Source organism: Paraburkholderia sp. 22099 (genome assembly GCF_052045835.1).
GTDB classification, from domain to species: domain Bacteria; phylum Pseudomonadota; class Gammaproteobacteria; order Burkholderiales; family Burkholderiaceae; genus Paraburkholderia; species Paraburkholderia terricola.
This window is the reverse complement of record NZ_JBQEPU010000008.1, coordinates 132,446-148,160: the sequence shown is the minus strand read 5'-3', so window position 1 is coordinate 148,160 and position 15,715 is coordinate 132,446. Positions and strand designations below refer to the sequence as shown.

Here is a 15,715-nt window from a genome sequence, read left to right as displayed (position 1 = left end):
TCCGGGTCAGGCGGCGGTGGCTGCGGATTGATGCGCCGCTTGCGGCACTTCGATCACGCGCTGCACGAAAATGCCGGGCGTGACGATCGCTTCGGGATCGAGCGCGCCGAGCGGCACCACTTCCGTCACCTGCGCGATCGCGGTTTTAGCCGCGCTCGCCATGATCGGCCCGAAATTGCGCGCCGTCTTGCGATAGACGAGGTTGCCCCAGCGATCGCCCTTATACGCCTTGATCAACGCGAAGTCCGCATGGAGCGGCGCTTCCAGCACGTAGTGCTTGCCGTCGATCAAGCGGGTTTCCTTGCCTTCGGCGAGCTTCGTGCCGTAACCGGTGGGCGTGAAGAACCCGCCGATGCCCGCGCCCGCCGCGCGGATGCGCTCCGCGAGATTGCCTTGTGGCACCAGTTCGAGTTCGATTTCGCCGGCGCGGTAGAGCGCATCGAAAACATACGAATCGGTTTGGCGCGGAAACGAGCAGATGATCTTGCGCACGCGCTTCGCCTTGAGCAGCGCCGCGAGGCCGATGTCGCCGTTGCCCGCGTTGTTGTTGACGATGGTGAGTTCGCGCGCGCCTTGCTCGATGAGCGCGTCGATCAGTTCCGACGGCATGCCGGCCGTGCCGAAGCCGCCGATCATGACGGTGGCGCCGTCGTGGACATCGGCGACCGCCGCTTGAAGTGACTCGAAAATCTTGTTGATCATGTCGAATTCCTGTTGGGGCGCTGCGTGCCGTCGGGCTTGCTGTCCTCGCGGACAGCGCTTCTCGCGGCAACGGTCTCCGGCCTGGGGCTCGCGGCGGCATCGCCGGTTGAAGATACGGCGCGCGCCTTCGGTTTATTCGCTGCCGATTTGTTCGTTATATGAACGTCGATTCGTTTAGCGAACGCTCTGGCGATTATGGTTGCGCCGTGGGCGCGTTGTCAAGGCGGGGGCTTTCCCTTAATCATAGGTTCTCGTATTCGGCGTTGCGGTGGTGTTGTTCCCACTATCGCAAGTGCGCATGGTTGGGCTACCCTCTATTCGCCTATTCAATAACCCCGATTCAATAGCCGATGCGTCCCGCGCCTCGCGGACAAACCCAGCATGTCAGACACCGCCCTGGATCTGAACCTGATCCCCTACCTGGTCGCCATGGAAGACACGCGCAACGTCAGCCGCGCCGCCGAGCAACTCGGCGTGAGCCAGCCGCGCGTGAGCACCGCCTTGGGACGCCTGCGCGAATACTTCGACGACCCGCTGTTCGTGCGCACCTCGAAAGGCATGGAGCCCACGCCGCGCGCGCTCGCCATTCTCCCGGCCGCCCGCGACGCGCTGCTGCGCATCGAGAAAGGCATGCTCGATGTGCAGGAGTTCCACCCCGCCACCAGCACGCACACCTTTTCGATCGCGCTCTCCGATGTCGGCGAAATCGTCTTTCTGCCGCGCCTGCTGCAACTCTTCGCCGCACGCGCGCCTCACGCGAATCTGCGCTCGGTCTCGCTGTCGCCGTCGCAAGTGGAACGCGGGCTCGAATCGGGCGACGTCGATCTCGCGGTCGGTTATTTCCCCGACCTGTCGGGCAATAACTTCTTCCAGCAACGGCTCTTCACGCACCGCTTCATCTGCCTGATGCGCACCGGCCATCCGCTTTCCGGCGCGCCGCTCACGCTGCCTCAATACGTGGCCTCGGGTCACGCGGTCGTGCGCGCCGAAGGACGCAGCCAGGAAGTGCTCGAACAATTCCTGGCGAAGAAACGCATCAAGCGCCGCGCGGTGCTCGAAACACCGCATTTCATGAGCTTGCCGTTCATCCTCGCGCGCACCGATCTGCTCGCGACGGTGCCGCACGCGATCGGCTTCGCGTATGTCTCCGAGCATGCGTCGATCACGCTGGTCGAGCCGCCGCTGCCGTTGCCGCGCTTCGATCTGCGCCAGCACTGGCATCGCAAGTTTCATAACGATCCGCGCGGGACCTGGCTGCGCGGCGTGGTCGCGGAACTCTTCAACGACGCTCTGGACGAGTGGCCGAAGTAAGGGGCCAAACACGGGCCGAACTGAGCGCCAAACCGAGCGCCCCGACAGCGACAGGGGAGATCGTCACGATTCGTCGCAAAACATGGAACAATGACCGCACACAACGAACCCGCGCGCTACGCATGACGTCGACGCGCGATCCAGAGGAGCGCCGCATGACCAGCAGCAAGACAAAGAAAATCAAACCCGCGGCCGCCACGGGCCGCCCAAGCCGCGAGGAAGCCGAAGCAGCGGTTCGTGTGCTGCTGCGTTGGGCCGGCGACGATCCCGAGCGCGAGGGCCTGGCCGACACGCCGGGGCGCGTGGTGCGCGCTTACGAGGAGTTCTTCGCGGGCTACCAGGTCGACCCGCGCGAGATCCTCGCGCGCACCTTCTCCGAGGTGGACGGCTACGACGAAATGATCGTGCTGAAAGACATCCGCTTCGAAAGCTATTGCGAACATCACATGGTGCCGATCATCGGGCGCGCGCACGTCGCGTATCTGCCCGTGCATCGGGTGGTCGGCATCTCGAAGCTGGCGCGTCTCGTCGATGCGTTCGCCAAGCGTCTGCAGATCCAGGAAAAGATGACGGTGCAGATCGCCGATACGCTGAACGACGTGCTGCAACCGGCAGGCGTCGGCGTGATTCTCGAAGCCGCGCATCAATGCATGTCCACGCGCGGCGTGCACAAGGCCGGCGTCACGATGGTCACCTCGCGCATGATCGGCACGTTCCGCACCGATCCGTCGACGCGTCGCGAGTTTCTGGCGATCGTCGGCAACCCGGGCGTGGTGGCGGTCGCCAATACGTAAGCAAGCTGAAGCGTTACGCCGCGCCGCGCACGGTACGCATCTGCCCGAACGTCGCGAGCAACACCGCCCCGAGCACGCAAGCCACGCCCGTCAGCTGCGCCGCGCTGACCGCCTCGCCCAGCACGAGCGCGGCCAGCGCCACGGCGCTCACCGGCACCAGCGCGGTCATCAGTCCGGCTTCCGCGCCGCTGATACGCGCCGCGCCCGCATACCAGAGCACGAAGCCCGCCACCGTCGGCACCAGCGCGTAATACAGCACGCCGACCAGCGCGCTCACGTCGACGGGCACGTTCCACGGCTGCTCGAAGCAGGCCGGCACGATCGACACCGCGAAGCCGATGCCGCACATCAACGCCGACAGCGGCAGCGGCGCGACAGGCGTGCGCAGTTTGCGATTGAGCAGAATGAACAGCGCCTCGCAGACGATCGCCGCGAACACGAGCGCGTTGCCGGCGAGCGATCGCGCCGCATGCGGCGCGGTGAAATCGTCGGGCCGCACGGTGCACACCAGCACGCCGGCCGTGGCGAGAATGATCGCGCCGATCAACGCGGGCGCGGGACGCTCGCCGAGCGCGAGCATCGCCACCAGCGCGGACACGGCGGGCAAGGTGCCGGCAATCACGCCGGCATCGGCGGCCGAGGCGAGCTTCATCCCGCTGATGAGCAACACCGTATAGCCGACGCTGCCCGCACCGGCCTGGGCGATCACCAGCAAGGTGTCGCGTCGATCGAGACGCGGCCAGCGCACGCCGCGCCAGCGCATCGCCAGCACGAACAACGGGAACGCGATCGCGAAGCGCAACGCTGTCGCGCTGAAGGGCGGCAGTCCGGCCGCGATCGACTTGCTGACCACGACGGTGCTGCCGACGCCGAGCATGGCCAGCGCGCAAAACAGGTATCCGGCGTAACGCGCATTCATGGTGCTGTCCTTATTCGATGGAACGAGCACGCAGATTAAGCACGCGCGGACGCCGGGTCTTGAACGAAATTGCAGCGCATCGGCAGGTGACGCCCCGCGCTGGCCGGGCGCGAGATCCATCGAGTATCCTGAGCGGCATACGACTTCAGCGGACACGCGAACGAATGGAAGAACGGGCGAACTCAAAGGTCTGCAAGCCGGCCGCTCCGAAACACCTGTCGTCCAGCGACCGCCCAAGCCCCCGCCGCGCGTGCGCTCATTCGCCGGAACGGGAGCGCCTCAATTGATAGAGATTCCGTCCACGGCGGTTTCCACCTGGGGCGGCGCGGCTGTGTTTCTCAACGTGCTGTTGACGCGCCTCGGCGTGCCGATCCCCGCGGTGCCGATGCTGCTGTTCGCGGGCACGGCGATCGCCGCCGGCCATCTGTCGTTCTGGCCGATTCTGTGCGCCGCCGTGCTCGGCGCGCTCATCGGCGACGGCGTCTGGTTCAGCGCCGGCCGCATCTACGGGCGCGGGCTGATCGCCGCCCTCGTCCGGTTCGCCCCGGCCGTCGATGTGAAGGTCGCCAAGGCGCGCTCGCTATTCGAGCGCTTCGGCGTGCCGCTCGTCTCGATCTCGAAGTTCGTGCCGGGGCTCGCGTTCATCACGCCGCCGCTGATGGGCACGACTGTCGTCGATGCCCGCATCTACGCGCTGTGGGATCTTGCGGGCGCCGCGGCATGGGCCACTTTCTGGCTGCTCGGCGGAGCGGCGGCGGAACAGCAGTTGCATATGCTGCTGGCATTCGTCAGAGCGCGCGGCGGCACCGTGATCGACGTGCTGCTGGGCGCGGCGCTGATCTATCTGGTCTACCGCTTGATTCAGCGATACCGTGAACATCGCCTCGCGCGCGCCGCGTCCGCCGCGGCGTCGCGCATGGAGTCTGGTGGAGCGCGCCGGATCGTGCCGCCCAAGGTGCTCGACGCTCGCCCCGAGGCGCTGGCGCTCGATACACAGCGCCGCATTCCCGGCGCGCTCGCGCTCGATCCGCGCTCGCCGGAACAGCTCGACGGCGCACTGCTCGCTCATGACCTGGTGATTTACTGCATTTGCCCGGACAGCGCGACCGCCGCCGAGATCAAGCAACGGATGCGCCGCCACGGCTATACGCGGATTCGTGCGTTGAAGGGCGATCTGGATGCGTGGCAAAGGCGCGGTTTTCCGATCGAGCCGCTGGAAGCCCAAGGCCAGCCCGGCACCGGCAAGCGCACACGGCGAGCGCGCGGCGACGCCAGCGAGGCGGTCACGCTGCGCGGCTTCGCACCACGGCGCAGCCGGAGCGCCTGATGCGCGGATGCGCGTCGCAAGCGCCCGCGAGCATGCGAACGCTCGCGAGGCGCGCGCATAGCACATAGCTCGAGGGCGCGGCTTCGATCAATCTGTGCCGGCTTCGGCTCCGCACGCATTACAGTGTGCGCAGCAATCCGGCCGCCGAGCGCATGCGGCGTTTGCGCTCCTTCTTCAGCCATTGCAGCACCGCGTCGGTATCGCCGGAACTGGCCAGCAAGGCGGCGTTGTCACGCAACAGCATTTCGCTGGCGACGATATCGTTCAGCGTCCCGAATCGCTTCTGGATCTGCTTCAGGCGCTTGACCGTGCGTTTGCGGCCGCCCTTGAGCACCGGCCCGAAAAACTCCAGCAGATAGCGCAGTTTCTTGCCCGCCTTCCTGACATCGTGAAAGGCGGTGTAGTTCGAGCGCTTTGCATGCCGCGCGCGTTTCATGCGCTTCTTTAGCGTCCGCTCGGAGGCGGCCACGCGTTGATTGGCGAATTTGCCGAGCGGCACGCGCTCGTGCGCGGTGTTCAGTTCGCGGGTGGCGCTGCTCAGGGCCTCGCGCAGCAGATGTTTGACGTCGGCGTTCGAGAGCGTTTCCCGGCTCGTCGCCAGCGCGTCGCCACGCGCGTCCTCCAGGGTCGGCGTCAGGCCGCGCGCGATGCCGCTCTCCTGTGCAAGCAACTCGATCAGGATGTCCCAATCGCGGGTCTTGCCGGCCGCCGTGGCGAGATACTTGTACAGCGCCCGTTGGCGCGTGTTCTCGCCCTCCTCGAGCAAGGGTTGGAAGGCCCACCATAGCGAGCGCAAACGCCGCAGCGAAACCCGCAACTGGTGGAAATCTTCCGGTGATGCATCCTCACGCACCGCATTGGCGTATTCGATCGCATGATCGACGAGCGGCGCCGCATACGACGCGAACGCGGTCTGCGCCGAAGGCCCTTCGTCGGCCGGCTCTTTATCGTTTTTCCGATTCATCGTTGGGGCTCTCCCGCTCGATCGGTGGTCCTTCGAAATACGCCTTCTAGAAAGCGTAGCAAAAATAATTCCCACCGCACAAAGGCGTTGCGATTGAATAGTCATAACGCGCGAACGCGGCAGGTTCTTTACGTCGATGGCGCGACGTCCCGGAGAGACTATCTTGAACACACGCGTCGGCGCGCTTCGTCGATGCATCAGGAGGATGTATGCGAATACTCATTGTCGGTGCAACGGGCCTGCTCGGTGGAGAACTGGTGAAGCTCCTCGCGGCGGAACATGAAATCGTCACCGCGAGCCGCAAGGGCTCCGACTTGCACGTCGATCTGTCCGACAAGGCCAGCATCGAGTCGATGTACCGGCGGGCCGGTACGCTCGACGCGGTGATCTGCGTGGCCGGCACGGCGAAGTTCGCCCCGCTCGCGAGCCTCGCCGACGACGATTTCTCGTTCAGTCTCGCCAACAAGTTGATGGGCCAGGTCAACCTGGTGCGCTGTGGCGCCGCTCACGTGTCGCAAGGCGGCTGCTTCACGCTGACGAGCGGCGTGCTCGCGCAACAGCCGATGGAAGGCAGCGCGGCGGTCAGCATCGTGAATGCCGGCGTGGAGGCGTTCGCGCGTTCGGCGGCGCTGGAATTGCGCGGCAAGGCCCGTGTGAACGTGGTGAGTCCGGGGTGGGTCGCCGAAACGCTGAAGTCGATGGGCCGCGATCCGTCGCAAGGCGTGCCCGCCGCCACCGTCGCGCAGGCGTACAAACGCAGCCTGGGCGGCAGCGCGACGGGCGAGGTCATCTCCGCCACGTCGCCGTAAGCGCGGATGCAACGGCGGCGTCGCCGGCGTCACGCCCTCGTCATCATTTCGACACGCAAGCCCCGCAGCATCGGAAGTTCCGCGACCAACTCCTGGGGCACACGTCATGCCGGAACTTTCGTACCCGCAATCGGGCGCTGCAAGCGGCAAGGGCCGTCATCTCGGCCTTGCCGTTTTCGTCGCCGTGATTGTTGTCGGCGCCGTCTATTGCGCCACGCATTTATTGGCCGATTTGCAACCGGTCCGCGAAAGCTCGGTTCTACCTTATCTCCTACTCGGGACCGCGCTGCTGATCGCGCTCGGCTTCGAATTCGTCAACGGTTTCCATGACACCGCCAACGCGGTCGCCACGGTGATCTACACGCACTCGCTCGCGCCGAACCTCGCGGTGGTGTGGTCGGGCGCATGGAATTTCCTCGGCGTGCTGACGTCGAGCGGCGCGGTCGCGTTCGGCATTCTGCAATTGCTGCCCGTGGAACTGATCCTGCAAGTGGGCAGCAGCGCCGGTTTTTCGATGGTGTTCGCGTTGCTGATCGCGGCGATCATCTGGAATCTCGGCACCTGGTACCTCGGCTTGCCCTCGTCGAGCTCGCACACGCTGATCGGCTCGATCATCGGCGTCGGCCTGATGAATCAGTTGATGCACGGCACCAACGGCACGAGCGGCGTGGACTGGAATCAGGCGCTCGGCGTCGGCAGGTCGCTGCTGTTCTCGCCGCTGGTCGGCTTTCTCGCGGCCAGTTTGCTGCTGCTGATCCTGAAGGCCGCGGTGCGCATTCCCGCGTTGTACGCCGAGCCGAAGGGCAAGGAGCCGCCGCCGTTCTGGATCCGCAGCCTGCTGATTCTGACCTGCACGGGCGTGTCGTTCGCGCATGGTTCGAACGACGGACAGAAAGGCATGGGCCTCATCATGCTGATCCTCATCGGCACCGTGCCGACGGCGTATGCGCTGAACAAGGCGGTCACGCCGGCACAGACGCAGACCTTCGTCGCGGTCGCGCAGCAGACGTCGGCGACGCTCGCGAAATACACGCGGGGCGCCGCGCCGTCGGCCGATCCGCGCGCCGATGTCGAGACGTATGTGCGCACCCGCCAGTTGACGCCCGCCACCTTGCCGGCCCTCCAGCAATTGACCGATGTGATCGGCCGTCAGGTGGGCGCATCGGGATCGATGGCCGCCGTGCCGCAAAACGCCGTCGATAACGTGCGCAACAACATGTATGTCGCCTCCGAGGCGATCCGTCTGATGGAGAAGGCGAAGCAACCGCCCTTCGCGCCGGAGGACGCCAAGGTGATCGACAACTTCAAGGCGCAAACCGATCACGCCACCAAGTTCATTCCGACATGGGTCAAGGTTGCGGTCGCGATTGCCCTGGGGCTGGGCACGATGGTGGGCTGGAAACGCATTGTCGTGACGGTCGGCGAGAAGATCGGCAAGCAGCATCTCACTTACGGTCAGGGGGCCTCGGCGGAACTCGTGGCGATGCTGACAATCGGCGCGGCCGACGTGTACGGCTTGCCGGTGTCGACCACGCACGTGCTTTCGTCGGGCGTGGCCGGCACGATGGCGGCCAACGGCTCGGGCTTGCAATGGGCCACCGTGCGCAGCCTGGTCCTCGCGTGGGTGCTCACGCTGCCGGCTTCGATCGCGCTGGCGGCGGGCTTGTACTGGGTGTTCCGCGCGGTGTTCTAAGATTCGACGAAGGTGCCAGGAAAGGTCGACGGCGCATCGACGGCCCTTCGGCGTGATCCGCTCAGGCTGTCCGCGTGCTCACGCGCCGCGCCGCTGCACCACCGCCGCTTCCCAACCCGTGCGCGCCTCGACCCACTCCGCCAACGCCAGCAACCCGGCGTCGCCGTGCGCGGCGCCCACCAGTTGCGCGCCGAGCGGCAGACCCGCCGGCCCGAAGCCGACCGGCACCGTCACGGCCGGCACGCCCAGAAACGTCCACGGCGCGCAGAACGCGGCGTCGCCCGTATAGTCGAGGCCGCGCGGCGGCTCACCCGTGGCGGGCGCAACCAGCAGCGCGTCCAGCGCCCAGGCTTGCGTGAGCCACGCCTGAAAGCGCTGCGCCATCGGCACCTGCAGCGCCTTGATCGTCGCGTAGGCGGTGGCCGGCAGCTTGCGCCCATCGTCGACCAGACCGCGCATCGCGGGGCTCACGAGTTCGGGCGTGCGATCGACCAGATCGCCGTGCGTGATCGCCGCTTCCACCGCCATCAATTGCAGCGCGTGCGCCGGCGTCGCGAAGATTTCCTGCGGCAACTCCACCGTGACGATCTCCGCGCCGTCGCGCGCAAGCTGCGCCGCGAGCCGGTCGAGCGCGGCTTGCTGGGCCGGCTCGATCGCGCCGCCGGCCTGCTTCGACAACACGCCGATGCGCCGCGTGCCCGCGCCGCGCGCCGCCGCGTCAACATGCGAAACGTGCGAAACGTGCGGATCGGCGGCATCGGCGCCCGCGACGAGTTTCAACACATACGCCACGTCCGCGACGCGCCGCGCGAACAGCCCGACGTGATCCAGCGACCACGCGAGCGGCAACACACCGGTTCGCGCGATCGTGCCGTAGGTGGGCTTGAAACCGACGATGCCGCAATAAGCCGCGGGGCGGATCACCGAGCCCTGCGTCTGGGTGCCGAGCGCGAGCGGCACGATCCCGGCCGCGACCGCCGCCGCCGAACCGCTCGACGATCCACCCGGCGTGAACGCGCCGTTCCACGGATTGACCGTCGGCCCCGGATGACGCCACGCGAACTCGGTGGTCACCGTCTTGCCGAGAATCGCCGCGCCCGCGGCCCGCAAGCGGGCCACGATCCACGCATCCCGCTCGGGGCGCCGCCCCTTGTAGGCCGCCGAGTTGAATTCGGTGGGCATGTCGGCGGTGTCGATGACATCCTTCACCGCGACCGGCACGCCGGCGAGCGGCGCGGCGGCATCGGCGAGGGTGGCCGGCGGCGTATCGGGCAGATAACAGAATGCGTGCAACGCCGCCTGCGAATGTTGCGCGGCATCGTAAGCGCTCGAAACGTACTGCGCCACGGTGGCGTCACCCGCGGCGAGCGCCGCGCGGATCTCGCCGATGGTCGGTGCTTGATTGAAGGTCGTCATGAGAGCGTCGGAAAGCCGTTCATTTCGCGGCAAGCGCGGGCTGGATATAACTGTGGACGATGAACGTATCGTACTTCGGCTGCTGCTTCAGATTGCCGAGCGCGATTTGCGTATCCATCGCAACGGCCAGCGCTTTGGGCGTGATGTCGACGCTCTTCGGATACACGCCTTCGGTCAGCATGCGCTTGACGGCCGCGTCCACCACCGCCGGGTCGAGCGTCGGGAATTCCTTGCGCGCGATCGCCTGGGTTTCGGCCGGATTGCTCTGCATGTAGCGCAGCGCGTTTTGCAGACCCTTCACGAAGCGTGCGGCCGCATCGGGATCGACGCCGCGCTTCGCCGAAATCGACGAGAACGCGTACTCGCCATAGAGCTTCGGAAAACCGAGCACGACTTTCATGCCCTTCGCGACCGCCTGGTCGAGGCCCGGCTCGTACATCACCGCGATCTTCGACTGCCCGGCCACGAGCGGCCCGATCTCCGAGCCGAGCGGCACCTGAATCAGCTTGACGTCGCTCTGCGACATGCCGTTTTCCTTCAGCAGCTTCAGGAACAGCGACGTGCTGGTGGTCGGCATCTGCCCGGACACCACGACCTGATCCTTCACGTCCTTGATGCTGTCGAATTTGACGTCGGGCGCGGCGGCGATCCATACCGCCGCGCCGTTCACGACGTTGGCGATGATATCGACATCGGCGCCCTTCTCCGCGGCGACCGCCGTCCACTCGGGTCCGTGCAGCGAGAAATCGGCGCTACCCGACAACACCGCCGAGAGCGCCGCGCTCGGGCTGCCCGCCGTCTGCCTCGTGACGTCGAGCCCTTCCTTCGTGAAGAAGCCGCCGTCGATCGCCACATAGAGCGGCAGATAGAGCATCGACTGGAACGCCTGCGAAATGGTGACTTTCTTGTCGGCGGCCAACGCCGGCAATGAAACGGATGCAACGGTCAGCGCCAAAGCCGTGGTCAGCGCGGCGAGCGCTTTTTTTGCGGTGAATGCCATCGTCCTGTCCTGGGAGAGAAGTGATTGGACTGCCGGGAATGCGTTTAAACCTTCAGCGTGCTCGTATTCGAGGCCTGCCGCCACGGCAGCAATTTGCGCTCGACGAGATCGATCAGGAAGTACAGCACGAAGCCGATCGCCATCAGCACGAAGAGTCCCGCCCATACCGTGTTGAGGTCGTACAGGCTCGATGCGGTGAAGATCATGTGCCCGAGCCCTTTCTCCGATGAAATGAATTCGCCCACCACCGCGCCGACCAGGCCGAAGCCGACGTTGATGCGGAACGTGGAGATCACGTAGGGCAGCGTGAACGGCACCACCACCTTCATGAACACGTCGTTCTTGTCGGCGCCGAGCGTGACGAGCAGCGCCTGCAGATCGGGATCGGCGTCTTTCGCCGCCTCGTAGGCCGCGATCAGCGCGACGATGGCGGTGAGCGAAATCGCCAGCGCGACCTTCGATATCAAACCGGTGCCGAACCATAAGATCACGATGGGCGCGAACGCGATCTTCGGCACGCTATTGATCGCGACGATGAACGGCTCGATCAGCCGCGCGACGAACGGCGAATACCAGAGCGCGAGCCCGCACACCGAGCCGACCGCCGTGCCGAACACGAAGCCGAGAATGGCTTCGAAGAGCGTGTAGCCGGTATCGACGAATAACTGATGAGAGCGGATGTCGCGTATCAGCGCGTCGAGAATTTTCGCCGGCGAGCCGACCAGGAAGTTCGACACCCAGCCGAGACGCGCCGCGCCTTCCCAGAGCGCGAAGAACGCGAGCACCGCCGCGAGTTGCAGCAACGAGCGGCCCCAGCCGCTGTCGAGCACGAGCCGCCGCGAGCGTGTGTGCGGCGCGCGCCGCGCCGCTGCGCTTTTATCGATGGAAACGGATTGCGTCATGCTGCCCTCACCTCGGTCTGGATATCCAGCTCGCCGCACAACGCATGGAAATAGCCCGCGAAGTTCGGATCGCTGCGCGCGCCGATCGGCGAACGCGCGGCAATGTCGATGTCGTAGATCTTCTTCACCTGCGAGGGACGTCCGCCGAGCACCACGACGCGTTTGGACAACGCGACGGCTTCGTCGATATCGTGCGTGACCAGCACCACGGTCTTGTGGAACGTCTCGACCGCTTCCATCAGCACGCCCTCCAGATAGAGGCGCGTTTGATAGTCGAGCGCCGAGAACGGCTCGTCGAGCAGGATGATGTCGGGATCGTTGATCAGCGTGCGGATCAGCGCCACACGCTGGCGCATGCCGCCCGACAGCATGCGCGGATAAGCGTTCTCGAAGCCGGCGAGGCCATAGGTGTTGAGATACTCCATCGCCATTTCATGCGCCTGCGCCGCCGGCATGTTCGACAGTTCGGGGCCGATCAGCACGTTTTGCAGCACCGTGCGCCACGGCAGCAACAGGTCGCGCTGCATCATGTAGCCGACCTTGCCGCGCAATCCATTCACGGCCTGCCCGCGATAGACGATGTCGCCGCTATCGGCTTCGAGCAGCCCCGCGATCACATTGAACACCGTCGTCTTGCCGCAGCCCGACGGCCCGATGATGCTGACGAAATCACGCTCGTGAATGTCGAACGTGAGACCGCCGAGCACGTCGACCGAACCCAGTTTGTTCGAAAACGATTTGCGGATGTTGCGCAATGCGAGCTGAACTGACATGCCTGCTCCTCGATCACGATTCATGGTGCGCCGGCACAAGCCGCCGCCGTTCCGTCAAAGACCGCGCGGCGTGGCGAGAAAGCGGCGGCGCATCGGCTTGAGCACGGCAATCGCGAGCAGCGCGGTCACGATATCGAGCGTGATCGCGGTGGCGAACACCGGCACCCAGCTTCCGGCGTGCTGGTGCATCAGCGCCGCCAGCGGGCCGCCGAAGATCGAACCGATGCCTTGCGAGATGTACAGCCAGCCGTAGTTCTCGGTGGCGTGACGGGTGCCGAAGGTGTCGGTCAGCGTCGAGGGGAACAGCGAAAAAATCTCGCCCCAGCCGAAGAACACCACGCCCGACAGCAGCACGAACAGCACCGCGTTTTCGCGGGTGAGGAGCCACAGCGCCATCGCCACGCCTTCGAGCGCGAACGCGAAGAACATCGTGTTTTCACGGCCGACCTTGTCGGACACCCAGCCGAACAGCGGCCGCGTGAGGCCGTTGGTGAAGCGGTCGATGGTCAGCGCGAGCGGCAGCGCCGCCATGCCGAACACGAGCACCTTGGTCACGCCGAAGTCGGCGGCGAAGGTGGCCATTTGCGAGGTGACCATCAGGCCCGAGGTGGACATCATGGTCATCATCGCGAACATCAGCCAGAACACGGGCGTCTTGAGCGTTTGCGAAGGACGCAGATTCGCCACGGCCGATGCGCCGGAACCGGCCGCGCTCGCGGCGACGCTTTCGTGCGAAGGCGGCACGCGCAATCCTTGCGAGGCCAGCAAGCCGACCAGCGCGAACGCAATGCCGAACGTCCACAACGTGGCGTCGATGCCGCGCGCCTGCAGCGACGTGGCGATCGGAAAGGTCGTGACGATCGCGCCCATGCCGTAGCCGGCCGCCACCGCGCCCGCCGCGAAGCCGCGCTGCTTCGGGAACCAGCGCACCATCAAACCCACCACGCCGACATAGACGATGCCGGTGCCCAAGCCGCCGACCACGCCATAAGTCAGATAGAGCATCGGCGCGCTTTGCACCTGCGCGGCCAGCACCCAGCTCAGGCCCGACATCACGGTGCCGATCGAGATCAGCATGCGCGGACCGAAGCGGTCGATCAGCTTGCCCTGGAACGGCGAGAAGAAAGTTTGCAGAATGATCAGCAGCGAGAACGTCACTTGCAGTTCCGGCAGCGCGACGCCCAGTTTCGCGGCGAGCGGTTTGGTCATCAGCGTCCAGACGTATTGCGGGCTCGAAATCGCCATCATGCAGACGAGACCGAGTCCGAGCTGAAGCCAGCGGTTGTGCGCGGCGGAGGTCGAGACGTTCCCGATGTCCGCGGATGTCATGGGTTGAGAGCGTGTGGTCATGATGACTCCAGTTACCGAGCGCATGCCTGCCGGAAAACGGCAAACGTGCGGCGTCCTCCGTGCCGATAGGCCGGACCTGCGGTTCGATTGAAAAAAAGCGCGCGTGCTTTTACCAGCCCGCGGCAACCCCGTCACTGCGCGGATCGTGGCCCGCTTCGATAAGTCCATCGGGATACCGGACGATTGCGCCGGCATGGCCCATTGCTTCGTCGTAAGCCTGCATCGTCTCGACCTCGTGACCGAGCGCTTCGAGCCGCGCCACGGTGCCGGGCGCAAAGCGCGCCTCCAGCTTGAGCGTGTCGGTCGACTGGCCCCACGTGCGGCCGAGCAGCCAGCGCGGCGCGTCGATCGCAGCTTGCGGATTCCAGCCGAAGTTGGCGATGCGCGAGAACACCGCGCTTTGCGATTGCGGCTGACCGTCGCCGCCCATGTTTCCGTACACCATCGTGCGGCCGTCGTCGAAACGCGCGAGCGCCGGGTTCAGCGTATGGAAGGGTCGGCGCAGCGGCATCAGCGGATTCAGCGCGCGCTCGTCGAGCGAGAAACTGCAGCCGCGGTTCTGCCAGTTGATGCCCGACCCCGGCAGCACGATGCCGCTGCCGAACTCGTGATAAATGCTCTGGATGAAGCTCACCGACACGCCGTCGCTATCGGTGACGCCGAGCCACACCGTGTCGCCCGGCCCACGCCCCGCGCCCCACGGCGCGGCCTGCGTCGGCGAGATGCGCGCGGCCATTGCGTCGAGCGCCGCCGGTTCGAGCAGCGCGCGCGGATCCGCGCGCATGTGGTCGGGATCGGTGATCCCGGTATCGCGCACGGCGAAGGCCAGCTTGGTCGCCTCCACGCAGGCATGCACGAACTCGGGACCGAGCGGGTCCATGTCCTGCGTCAACACGCGGTCGAGCGTGCCGAGAATTAGCAGCGAGACGAGTCCTTGCGTGGGCGGCGGCATGTTGTAGATCGTGCCGAGCGAGTGCTTGAGCGCAAGCGGGGTGCGCAGCCGCGCCTCGTGTCGTTCGAGATCCGCGAGCGTCAGCAGCGAGCCGGCCGATTGCAGATCGACCGCGATGCCGCGGGCGAGGTCGCCGCGATAAAAGTCGTCGAGACCGGCGTCGGCGAGACGCTCCAGGCTGGCGGCGAGGCGCGGCGCAACGAAACGCTCGCCGGTAGCGGGCGCGCGATCGTCGTGCAGAAAGGTTTCGGCGAAGCCCGCAACCGGACGCAATTCGTCGAGCCGGCTCGCCACGCACTGCGACTGGCTGCGCGTGACCGGCACACCGTGCCTCGCGTAATGGATCGCGTCTTCCAGCAAACGCTTGACCGGCACTTTGCCGCCGAGCATGTCCGTCGACCAGCGATGCGCGAGCTGCCAGCCCGACACGGTGCCGGCCACGGTGTTCGCCGCGAGCGGACCGCGCGTCGGAATCGCGGCAAGGCCGCGCGAACGGTATTCATCGATCGTGGCGGCGAGCGCCGCCGCGCCGCATGCCTCGATGCCCACGGGCGCGGCGCCGGGGCGCGCGATCAGCCAGAAACCGTCGCCGCCGATGCTGTTCATGTGCGGATAGACAACCGCGATCGTCGCGGCGGCGCCGATCATCGCTTCGACCGCGTTGCCGCCGTCGCGCAGGATCGCGTGGGCGCTCTGCGCGGCGAGCGCATGCGGCGCGACCGCCATGCCGCGGGTTCCGCGGGTCGAATTCAGATAGTCGGCTGACATATTTCCGGCAGAAGTTTGCTTGTATACATGGCGTG

At 65.9% G+C, this 15,715-nt stretch carries 14 protein-coding genes; 5 read left to right on the top strand and 9 right to left on the bottom strand.

Annotated elements, in window-relative coordinates:
- Positions 1–6: 6 nt before the first annotated feature.
- On the bottom strand, positions 7–702 hold the full coding sequence (locus tag ACTJLC_RS10455) for a 3-oxoacid CoA-transferase subunit A (RefSeq protein WP_073430465.1): 696 nt from the start codon (positions 700–702) through the stop codon (positions 7–9).
- Between the two features lie 381 nt (positions 703–1,083).
- On the opposite strand from ACTJLC_RS10455, the gene ACTJLC_RS10450 reads away from it, so the two are divergent.
- Positions 1,084–2,013, top strand: coding sequence for a LysR family transcriptional regulator (locus ACTJLC_RS10450; RefSeq protein WP_073430466.1), 930 nt, complete (start codon positions 1,084–1,086; stop codon positions 2,011–2,013).
- 155 nt (positions 2,014–2,168) lie between these two features.
- Entirely contained in the window at positions 2,169–2,807 is a 639-nt protein-coding gene (gene folE, locus ACTJLC_RS10445) for a GTP cyclohydrolase I FolE (protein WP_073430486.1), read from the top strand.
- A gap of 13 nt (positions 2,808–2,820) precedes the next feature.
- Here folE and ACTJLC_RS10440 read toward each other — a convergent pair whose 3' ends face one another.
- Positions 2,821–3,726 carry a DMT family transporter gene (locus ACTJLC_RS10440; RefSeq protein WP_073430467.1) on the bottom strand — a complete coding sequence of 302 codons (906 nt, stop codon included), beginning with the start codon at positions 3,724–3,726 and terminating at the stop codon, positions 2,821–2,823.
- A gap of 283 nt (positions 3,727–4,009) precedes the next feature.
- On the opposite strand from ACTJLC_RS10440, the gene ACTJLC_RS10435 reads away from it, so the two are divergent.
- Positions 4,010–5,053, top strand: coding sequence for a VTT domain-containing protein (locus ACTJLC_RS10435; protein ID WP_073430468.1), 1,044 nt, complete (start codon positions 4,010–4,012; stop codon positions 5,051–5,053).
- A gap of 118 nt (positions 5,054–5,171) precedes the next feature.
- Here ACTJLC_RS10435 and ACTJLC_RS10430 read toward each other — a convergent pair whose 3' ends face one another.
- Positions 5,172–6,017, bottom strand: a complete 846-nt coding sequence (locus ACTJLC_RS10430; RefSeq protein WP_440843799.1) for a CHAD domain-containing protein — start codon at positions 6,015–6,017, stop codon at positions 5,172–5,174.
- Between the two features lie 209 nt (positions 6,018–6,226).
- Between ACTJLC_RS10430 and ACTJLC_RS10425 the strand changes: the two genes are divergently transcribed.
- Together ACTJLC_RS10425 and ACTJLC_RS10420 are read left to right on the top strand one after the other, a co-directional pair.
- Complete coding sequence (locus tag ACTJLC_RS10425) at positions 6,227–6,826, top strand: short chain dehydrogenase (protein ID WP_083082772.1); 600 nt, start codon at positions 6,227–6,229, stop codon at positions 6,824–6,826.
- A gap of 106 nt (positions 6,827–6,932) precedes the next feature.
- Positions 6,933–8,519, top strand: a complete 1,587-nt coding sequence (locus ACTJLC_RS10420; protein ID WP_083082774.1) for an inorganic phosphate transporter — start codon at positions 6,933–6,935, stop codon at positions 8,517–8,519.
- Between the two features lie 78 nt (positions 8,520–8,597).
- Here ACTJLC_RS10420 and ACTJLC_RS10415 read toward each other — a convergent pair whose 3' ends face one another.
- From ACTJLC_RS10415 to ACTJLC_RS10390, 6 genes are all read right to left on the bottom strand, one after another.
- Positions 8,598–9,935, bottom strand: a complete 1,338-nt coding sequence (locus ACTJLC_RS10415; protein WP_073430472.1) for an amidase — start codon at positions 9,933–9,935, stop codon at positions 8,598–8,600.
- Between the two features lie 19 nt (positions 9,936–9,954).
- Entirely contained in the window at positions 9,955–10,935 is a 981-nt protein-coding gene (locus ACTJLC_RS10410) for an ABC transporter substrate-binding protein (protein ID WP_073430473.1), read from the bottom strand.
- A gap of 44 nt (positions 10,936–10,979) precedes the next feature.
- The gene (locus tag ACTJLC_RS10405; protein WP_073430474.1) at positions 10,980–11,837 is read right to left on the bottom strand and encodes an ABC transporter permease; all 858 of its coding nucleotides are present in this window, start codon (positions 11,835–11,837) and stop codon (positions 10,980–10,982) included.
- On the bottom strand, positions 11,834–12,610 hold the full coding sequence (locus ACTJLC_RS10400) for an ABC transporter ATP-binding protein (RefSeq protein WP_073430475.1): 777 nt from the start codon (positions 12,608–12,610) through the stop codon (positions 11,834–11,836). Before ACTJLC_RS10400 ends, ACTJLC_RS10405 begins: the two co-directional genes overlap by 4 nt.
- Positions 12,611–12,664: 54 nt before the next feature.
- Positions 12,665–13,960 carry an oxalate/formate MFS antiporter gene (gene oxlT, locus ACTJLC_RS10395; RefSeq protein WP_440843795.1) on the bottom strand — a complete coding sequence of 432 codons (1,296 nt, stop codon included), beginning with the start codon at positions 13,958–13,960 and terminating at the stop codon, positions 12,665–12,667.
- A gap of 109 nt (positions 13,961–14,069) precedes the next feature.
- Positions 14,070–15,680, bottom strand: a complete 1,611-nt coding sequence (locus tag ACTJLC_RS10390) for a gamma-glutamyltransferase family protein (RefSeq protein ID WP_440843793.1) — start codon at positions 15,678–15,680, stop codon at positions 14,070–14,072.
- Positions 15,681–15,715 lie beyond the last annotated feature (35 nt).